The organism is Chitinophaga sp. (assembly GCF_035564935.1).
GTDB lineage: Bacteria > Bacteroidota > Bacteroidia > Chitinophagales > Chitinophagaceae > Chitinophaga.
Window position 1 is genome coordinate 22,299 of sequence record NZ_DATMTE010000790.1, and the last position, 9,466, is coordinate 31,764.

Consider the following 9,466-nt stretch of genomic DNA (forward strand, 5'->3'; position numbering starts at 1 on the left):
ATGCTGTTGCTGAACTATATCAAACTCGCCTGGCGCAATCTTGCAAAAAGAAAGCTGTACAGTTTCATTAATATCGGTGGACTGGCCGCGGGTTTGTGCGCATGTATGCTGATTATGCTCTACGTGGCGCATGAGTTGAGCTATGATCGTTTTCATAAAGACAGTGACAGGATCTATTCCCTGATGGAGAAGATCAAACTGGATAGAGATACGATGCAGATTGAGCGTTTTAGTGCTACCACTGCACCGTCTATCCGGCAACAGAATGCCGCCGTGGAGAGCTTTATCCGTATGGGTAACCGGGCCGGCGAATCTATTATTATGCAGAATGTTGCCAATCCGGATATAAAAAGTGAAGAACCTGATACATGGTTTGCGGATGCCAACTATTTCAGTTTCTTTTCCTTCCCTTTGCTGTCGGGCAATAAGAACGAAGTACTAAAGCAACCTTTTACTGCCGTAATTGCGGCATCCACCGCAAAAAAATATTTTGGAAGTACGGATGTAATTGGCAAACAGTTGCGGTATAACGGGAAGTATATTTTCCAGGTATCCGGCGTAATGGCCGATGCGCCTTCCAATTCCAGTATCCGGGCTAATATACTGTTGTCTTATTCCAGTATGGCAGGCATTGCATCCTTCCGCGATATCATGGCGGAAGAACGTGGATTTGGCGGGATGTTTTTTAAAGTGTTCCTGAAACTGGATGATCCCATGCATGCTGCAACCGTAGCACAAAATATTGATCAGCTAATGGCTGCCCGGCTGGATCAGGGCCGGTCGGTATTAACACCCATGAACAGGATACATACCAATGCCAATTTCCACCCGGGGTTCAACCTGCGTTACCTGAAACTGTTCCCGCTGGTAGCAGCGTTAATCCTGCTGATGGCGCTGATCAATTATATGAGTCTTTCTACCGCCCGGGCTACCGTTCGGGCCCGTGAAATAGGTGTGCGGAAATCGCTGGGCGCTAACCAAACAAGTATAGCCAGGCAGTTTTATGTAGAATCTGCCCTTTATGCTTTTCTCGCTTTTTGCCTCGCGTTACTGTTATGCAAGCTGTTGCGGTCCTGGTTTTTTAACCTGCTGGAACTGAAGGTAGATGTGAGTTTTCTTTATCACCCGCTGGTGCTGCTGATCTACGCTGCTTTATTGCTGGTTACTATATTGCTGGCAGGTAGTTATCCTTCGTTGGTGCTTTCGCGTTATAATCCCGTTACTATTTTGTCGGGGAAGATGAGCCGCGTGAGTGGTGGCGCTTCTGTAAGAAAAGTATTGACGGTGGTACAGTTTGGAACAGCGGCAGTACTTATCATTTGCAGCATTGTCATAAATCGTCAGCTGTATTTTTTCCGTCATGCTGCCACGGGCATCAATAAAGAAAACGTGGTAATGCTGCCGTTCCAGGGCTCAATGGGAAACCACTACCAGGCTTACCGCCAGCAGGTGGCTGCTTTGAATGGCGTGCAGCAAACGGCTACCGCCCGCTACCCCTTGTACGGCGGTTATGATATGTGGTTTGTGATGGGGGAAAATAACCGTCCGCCAATGGCATTGTCTATGCTCAGTATGGACACTTCTTTGTTTGGGCTAACGGGTTTGCAATGGAAAACCCCACCGGCGGACATGACGCAGCTGGGTGTGCCGGGGAAAATTGTGCTGAACGAATCGGCAGTGGAAAGCTTTGGATTTACAGGATCTCCCATTGGTAAATACATCAAAATGGGAGACAAGGAAGTAGAAGTGGTAGGTGTGGTAAAGAACTTCCATTACAAATCACTCCATTCTGCCATTACTCCACTGGGAATCAATGTGGAAAAGGATAACACTGCGTTATGGGGGGCCAATAGCCCTGGTTGCCTGTTTGTAAAAGTGGCGCCCAAACAGAATATGCCTGCACTCATAGCAGAGATAAAGAAAATATACGCCGGATACGATTTGCAGGAGCCCTTTGCATATACCTTCCTCGATGATGCCTTTGGCAAGCTGTATACTGCGGAAGATCGGTTAGCAGGCATTTTCGGATGGTTTACACTGCTTACCGTGCTGATATCAGCGCTGGGCTTACTGGGACTGGCTGCGTTTTCGGCAGAACAGCGAACCAGGGAAATAAGCGTGCGCAAAATATTAGGCGCCAGCGTGGTACAGATCACCGCATTGTTGTCAAAAGAATTTATCCGGTTGGTGTTGATTGCATTGGTGATCGCTTCCCCGGTGGCATGGTACCTGATGCAGCAATGGTTGCAGCAGTTTGCTTACCGTATTCACCTGCAATCCTGGATGTTTGTATTGTCGGCTTTTATAGCGGCTATAACTGCATTACTGGCTATTGGGGTACAAACATTAAAAGCAGCTGTCAGGAACCCGGTAAATGCATTAAAGATAGAATAACAAGTGAACAGCAAATCAGAGTGTGTGTCTACACGCCCTGCTTTTATTTTTTTCACTAAAAAATATACCTGTATGTTAAAGAGTTATTTAAAGATTGCCTGGAGGAATTTGCGGAAACAGAAAGTGTTTGCTGCAGTTAATGTGTTGGGCATGAGCACTGCTTTGTGCGCTGCATTACTTTTATCACTCACGGCATACCGGGAATGGACCTACGATAATTTTCATGAAAATGGGAAAGATATATACCAGCTGATTGGAGTTGAAGACACCGGTGGTCCGGTGAAAACCGGGTCAAGTATGTCGAAGCCTTTGGGGGCGGCCATACAGAAAGAAGTGCCTGGCGTGATGCATACTACTTTTATTGCAGGGTATAATGTGCCTGTAAGATATGGCGCTAACCATTATTACCTGGGTACCCAATTGGTAGATAATGATTTTCTGAAGATGTTCACCTTTCCCATAATAAAGGGAGATAAGAATAACGCACTGCAGCAGCTGAACCAGGTGGTGCTTACAGCACGTGCTGCCGGGATATTGTTTAAAAACGCGGAGCCTGTGGGGAAAACCGTGGAACTGAACCTGGGTGGGAAATGGCGGCCTTTCATTGTAAGCGCAATAACCGCAGATATTCCTGATAATTCAGGAATAGCCTTCGAGTTGCTCACCCGGTCTGAGAATGATCCGGAATACAACGCCACCAAAAATGATTGGAGCGCGTCTAATTACCCTTTGTTTGTTCAGCTGGAACCTGGGACCAGTAAAGCTTCTTTCGAAAAAAATATCAACACGGTAGTAAAAAAATACTATAAAGGAAAAATAGAAGATCTTCAGAAGAATGCCGCGGCAGGTAATAATGGTAAGGATGTTTTTTACCTGGAAGGAATTGCGCTGAAGGATTTTCACCTTGATGCAAACAGTACTTTTTATAGCGGGTTGAATAAATTCTATCCCTGGCTGATGATCATTCTTGCCACATTGATCATTGGTATTGCCGCTATTAATTTTATTAATCTTTCCATTGCCCGGTCTTTTACCCGCAGTGGTGAAATAGGGTTGCGGAAATCACTGGGCGCACAAAACGGGCAGCTGATGCTCCAGTTCTGGGCGGAAGCGTTCCTGTTATGCTGTTTTGCACTTATACTGAGCCTGGGACTCATGGTATTCCTGTTGCCTTATTACAACAAGGTATTTGGTCATCATATTGCGCTGGGCATATTCCGTAACATACGGGTGGTAGCAGGTACTACCGGCGGGTTCTTCCTGGTTACCCTGCTGGCAGGCGGCTACCCCGCCTGGAGAGTGGCAAGGCTCAATATCCTGCAGGTGCTGAAAGGTAAACTGGGATTGGGCAAAAGCAATGGCATGCGCAACGGCCTTATTGTTGTGCAATTTATGGTAGCGGTGGTATTGATCAGCTGTACTTCCGTCATCTGGCAACAGCTTAACTTCATACAGTCGGCCCCGTTAGGCTATAATAGTTCGCAGGTGATCAGCATTCCGCTTGATAATGCAACGCCATCGGATATTGCCACCATGAAAAACCGGCTTACGGAAATGCCGGAAGTAAGAAGTGTGAGCGGCAGTATGCTGAATCTGGGTATGGGAAGGGATGGCTCTTCCGGCAACTGGACACGGGGCTTCACTTATAAAGACCGCCATGTGAACACCCAGTACCTTGGAGTAGATTACAATTATGCCAGAACGCTGGACCTGAAAATATTATCCGGCCGCGATTTCTCCCGGGAATACGGAACAGACAGCAGCGCCGTGGTGGTGAACGAGCAGATGGCAAAACAACTGGGCGTAACAGACCCTGTGGGCCTGAGCTTCAGCATGGGCGACGAGCCGCCGGTACATGTGATCGGTTTGGTGAAAGATTATCACTTTGAATCATTGCATAAAAAAATTGAGCCATTGGTGATGACCATGAATGCGCCGCTGGATTATATTTTCGTAAAAGTAGAAACATCCAACCCGGTGGCTTCACTGAAAAAGATCGGAGCAGCCTGGAAGAGCGTCAATGAACTGGCAGAAAGCGACCCGTCTTTCCTTGATGAAAACACGCAGCGGTTGTACCAGCAGGAACAGCGGTTTTCAAAAATATTCATGAGCGGTGCAATGCTCGCGGTGATCATTTCCTGCATGGGGTTATTTGCCATCGCCGTATTGGTAATGGCACACCGGAAAAAGGAGATCGGTATCCGCAAAGTACTGGGCGCCTCTGTAAGCGGCATCGTGCTGTTGTTGTCAAAAGATTTCCTTCGCCTGGTATTGGTAGCGGTGGTAATAGCCACTCCTGCCGCCTGGTATTTTATGCAGCGCTGGCTGGAAGGGTTTGAATATCACACGGCTATCCACTGGTGGGTGTTTGGAATAGCGGGCCTGATGGCTGTATGTATTGCATTTATAACGGTAAGCCTGCAATCGGTGAAAGCTGCGCTGGCAAACCCTGTAAAAAGTTTATCCCGTGATTAACCTAAAAATCGCATTATGATGTGGCGTAATTATCTGAAAACTGCAGTAAGAAACCTGATGAAACGTAAGTTGTATTCCGTGATCAATATCACGGGGCTGGCTGCGGGTATTGCCTGTTTCATATTGCTGGCCCTGTACCTCCGGAATGAATGGACGTATGACAGCTTCCATGCCCATGCTGCAGAACTGTACCGTATCCGCCTCGATTATGGTGAGAAGGACCAGGAAGTTACCCACACTGCACTCACCCCAAATGGCCTGGCGCCGGCGATGAAAGATTTCCCGGAACTGAAGTATATCTCCAGGGTATATCCTTCCTCCGTCACAATAGCCAATGGCGATAAGGTGATGAACGAGAAGCGTTTCGTTTATGCAGATCCGGCCTTTTTTAGTATGTTTTCTTTCCCGCTGGTATCGGGAAATGCAGCTACCGTATTGAGCGGGCCTGATATGATAGTGCTTTCTGAAACAATGGCCAGGAAATACTTTGGAACTACTGATATTGTAGGAAAGCTGTTGAAGATCGATAATAAAAAAGAATACCAGGTAACAGGGGTAGCAGCAGATGCGCCTGCCAATACGCACCTGAAGTTTGATTTCGTGGCCAGTTATGCTTCTCTTGGAAGAAAAGCCAACTGGAATGCCGCCAATGATTATACTTATGTACAGCTGGAGGATAAGGTCACTGCCAGCGCATTGCAGGAAAGATTAACCAACCTGGTAAAGGAACAAATGGGAAGTGCTGCAAGGAACGGCGCTACGCTCGCTTTTGTGCCGGAACCTGTACCGGGTATTCATCTTCATTCTATTGCGTGGAACTCAACAGAAAGAGGCGGGGATATCCGCTATAATTATATTCTTACCATTATAGCAGCCTTGTTGTTACTGATTGCGTGTATCAACTTTATGAACCTTGCTACGGCCCGCTCCGCGGAAAGAAGCCGTGAAATTGGTGTGCGGAAAGCCATGGGCGCTATACGCGGGCAGCTGTTCTGGCAGTTCATAGCCGAATCTACACTGATCACTTTTTGCGCAATGGCCCTGGGAGTGATCCTTGCTATTGCCTTACTGCCGGCCTTTAATAACCTGGCCGGCGTTTCCCTGAAACCGGGAACAGGCGGCTATCAGATCTACCTTTGGCTGGCCGGCATCTTTCTTTGTACTACGCTGCTTGCGGGTACCTATCCGGCCTTGTTCCTCTCCGGTTTCCGGCCGGTACAGGTATTAAAGGGAAGGATGATGCCCGCTTCCGGCGGCAATATCCGGAAAAGCCTGGTGGTATTCCAGTTTGCCGCCTCCGTGTTCTTCATCATCTGCACACTGGTGGTAGGCAACCAGTTGAAGTATATCCAGCATAAAAAGATCGGGATGGACAGGTCGCAGGTACTGGTACTTTCCGGCGAAAACTTTAACCCCCGGATGCTGGAAACTTTCAAAGGCCGGTTACTGCAGCAATCGGGCATAAAGCAGGTGAGTGCTTCCTACGACTCGCCGGTATCCGTTGGAGGTGGCTATACCATTGCCAGCCTGGAAGGAAAACCGGCGGATTACAGCATAAATATTACCGCCATCCCGGTGGAAAAGGATTACCTGCAAACAATGGGAATTTCATTGCTTTCCGGCGCCAGCTTAACCAATGCAGATATACAGGACGTTTTAAAGGAAGATAAAGACCGGGTATACCATTTCTTTCTCAATGAAACCGCTGTGAAGCAGCTGGGATGGACACCTGAAGCTGCCATAGGAAAACGGATGGTGATGAATGGCCGCGCAGGAACCGTGAAAGGGGTAATGAAAGACTTCCATTTTGCCTCCATGAAAAGCAAAATTCAGCCTATCGTCGTTTTCCCGGAATATGAGTGGTTCGGGGAAGTACTCATTAAAACTTCCGCCGAAAACCAGCAGCAGGTGATAGCAGGCATAGAAAAGATCTGGAAGGAATACCTGCCGGCGGTGCCTTTTGAATATCATTTTATGGATGAAGACTTTAACAGCTTATATAAATCGGAATTTAGGACCGGTACCATTTTATCAACCTTTTCAATTGTTATTATCCTTGTTTCCTGTCTTGGTTTACTGGGGCTGGCTGCATTCACTGCCGAACAACGTACCCGCGAGGTGGGTATACGCAAAGTGTTGGGCGCTTCTGCCGCCAGCGTGGTGGCATTACTGTCAAAAGACTTTATTAAACTGGTGCTGATAGCGCTTTGTATTGCCTCGCCATTTGCCTGGTACATCATGCATCAATGGCTGGAAAGTTTTGCTTATCATGCCAGCCTGAATGCAGGTACTTTCCTGCTGGCAGGCGTTGTGGCCATAGTGATTGCCTTGCTCACAGTGAGTTTGCAATCCGTGAAAGCAGCATTAATGAACCCGGTTAAAAGCCTGAGATCAGAATAAATGGTATGGGCGGCCCGGCTACCATGAGTATAAAAACAATCGGGGCGGCATTGAGCAACCCTGTCAACGCATTAAAATCTGAGTAACAGGGTCAGCTACTTTTAATTATATTGCTGAGCCGATATGCAGAAATATCAACATAAATAAAAACAAATTACTGATCATGATACAATTGCAGAAAATTTCCAGGCATTACCCGGTGGGATTCGGAAAAAACTACATCCTGAAAGATATTGACCTTACTATAAATGAAGGCGAGTTTGTATCGATTATGGGACCCTCCGGCTCCGGAAAATCTACCTTACTGCATATTATGGGATTGCTGGAAGAACCATCCGAAGGACAATACCTGTTTGAAGGAGAGCGTGTAGACAGGATGAACGAAAAAAAAAGGACCCAGCTACACCGGGGATCTATTGGTTTTGTATTCCAGGCCTATCACCTGATAGATGAGCTAACCGTATACGAAAATATAGAAACGCCTTTACTGTACAAAAATATACCTGCATCAGAAAGGAAAAGCCGGGTGGCCGATGTGCTGGACCGCTTTAATATGGTGGCTAAAAAAGATTTATTCCCCAACCAGCTGTCGGGCGGACAGCAGCAACTGGTTGGTATTGCCCGCGCTATTGTAGCAGAACCCAGGGTAATACTGGCAGATGAGCCCACCGGTAACCTGCATTCCGACCAGGCGAAAGTGATCATGCAGCTGTTTAAACACCTGAATGAACAGGATAAAATTACCATTGTACAGGTAACCCATTCAGACCTGAATGCCACCTATGGCAATCGTATTATCCAGATCCGCGATGGACATATTCAGCCATAATAAAGACGGATCAGTTTTGAGAATTTTGTAAAAAAAAGATTATGTTGTACACTCAATTAGTGAGGTATACTGCCATACCTACTAAATTTTTGCCTTCTATCAAGAAGGGTGGAAAACTATCATCACAATTATTATATTTTTGGAATGTTATGAGAATATCCCGAATAGCAGGAGCAATCCTGGTTTTATTGTTTGCTAACATAACATCCGCTGATGCGCAGGATACGTGGAGTTTACAACGTTGTGTGGATTATGCACTGCAAAATAACCTGACGGTTAAACAACAGGAAGTACAGAAGCGCCTGGCAGACCTTACTTTACGGCAAAGCCGCCTGCAAATGATCCCCGGTTTCAGCGGGTCAGTATCAGGAGGCTATACGGATGGTAGAAGTGCCAGCCTGGGAGATAACCAGTATGTTAACCAAACTGTATTTAACTCCAGTGGAAACCTGAATATGCAGGCAAACCTTTTCAGTTGGTTTTACCAGCAGAGAACGATTGCTGCCAATAAACTGGATGCGCAGGCAAACAGCTTCCTGCTGGAAAAAGCAAGGAACGACCTCGCGTTTAATGTAGCTACCGCTTTCCTTCAGATACTACTCAATATTCAAACAGAAAAAGTAAATGAGGAAAATGTACGGCTTACCAATTCAAACCTGGATAATACAAAGAAACTGGTAATTGCCGGTTCCGTGCCGGAAAGCAACCAGGCCGACCTGGAAGCACAGCTGGCGCTCGATAGCAGCAACCTGGTAACAGCACAGAACAACGTAACGCTTTCTATTCTCCAGATGAAAGCCTATCTTAACCTGGGATTCGAAATTCCTTTTACACCGGATGTACCGGAAAATATCGCTTCCCTGCCATTGGCAGCCTTACAGGAAATGGCGCCGGAAATGGTATATAGTGCCGCTTTAACAAATTATCCGCTGGTAAAAGCGGATGATCTGAAAATTAAAAGCGCTACCAAAGCATACCAGGCGGCAAAAGCACAACTGTATCCAAGCCTGAGCATCGGGGGCGGCCTCAGTACTTACTATGCCAATAACTATTACGAGGATCTTGCGCAAACCAAAGTACTGTCGTTTCACGACCAGATCAGCAATACCTACAGGAAAAACCTGGGCTTAACGCTTAACATCCCCATTTTTAACGGATGGCAGCAACGTACTACCGTTGCCAAAGCAAAAGTAAATATATACAGCCAGGAACTGATCCGCGACCTGGACCACCAGAAGCTCAGACAGGATATTTATACCGCACATGCCAATGCAGTAGCCGCTTTACAAAAATTTAACGCGTCTGCTACCGGGGTAATGGCCGCCCAGAAAGCGTATGATTTTGCCACCAAGCGCTTCAATCTCGGGT

The 9,466-nt window shown here is 46.8% G+C and carries 5 protein-coding genes; all 5 read left to right on the forward strand.

The window, feature by feature from the left end:
- The gene (locus tag VN105_RS20535) at window positions 1-2,394 is read left to right on the forward strand and encodes an ABC transporter permease (RefSeq protein ID WP_325643695.1); all 2,394 of its coding nucleotides are present in this window, start codon (window positions 1-3) and stop codon (window positions 2,392-2,394) included.
- Window positions 2,395-2,466: 72 nt separating this feature from the next.
- Window positions 2,467-4,869, forward strand: coding sequence for an ABC transporter permease (locus VN105_RS20540; RefSeq protein WP_325643697.1), 2,403 nt, complete (start codon window positions 2,467-2,469; stop codon window positions 4,867-4,869).
- 15 nt (window positions 4,870-4,884) lie between these two features.
- Window positions 4,885-7,269 carry an ABC transporter permease gene (locus VN105_RS20545; protein ID WP_325643699.1) on the forward strand — a complete coding sequence of 795 codons (2,385 nt, stop codon included), beginning with the start codon at window positions 4,885-4,887 and terminating at the stop codon, window positions 7,267-7,269.
- Between the two features lie 163 nt (window positions 7,270-7,432).
- Window positions 7,433-8,098 (forward strand): ABC transporter ATP-binding protein, encoded by a 666-nt coding sequence (locus VN105_RS20550; RefSeq protein WP_325643701.1) that lies wholly within the window; start codon window positions 7,433-7,435, stop codon window positions 8,096-8,098.
- Window positions 8,099-8,247: 149 nt separating this feature from the next.
- Window positions 8,248-9,466, forward strand: a 1,219-nt coding sequence (locus VN105_RS20555; RefSeq protein WP_325643702.1) for a TolC family protein, incomplete at its 3' end; no start/stop codon positions are given.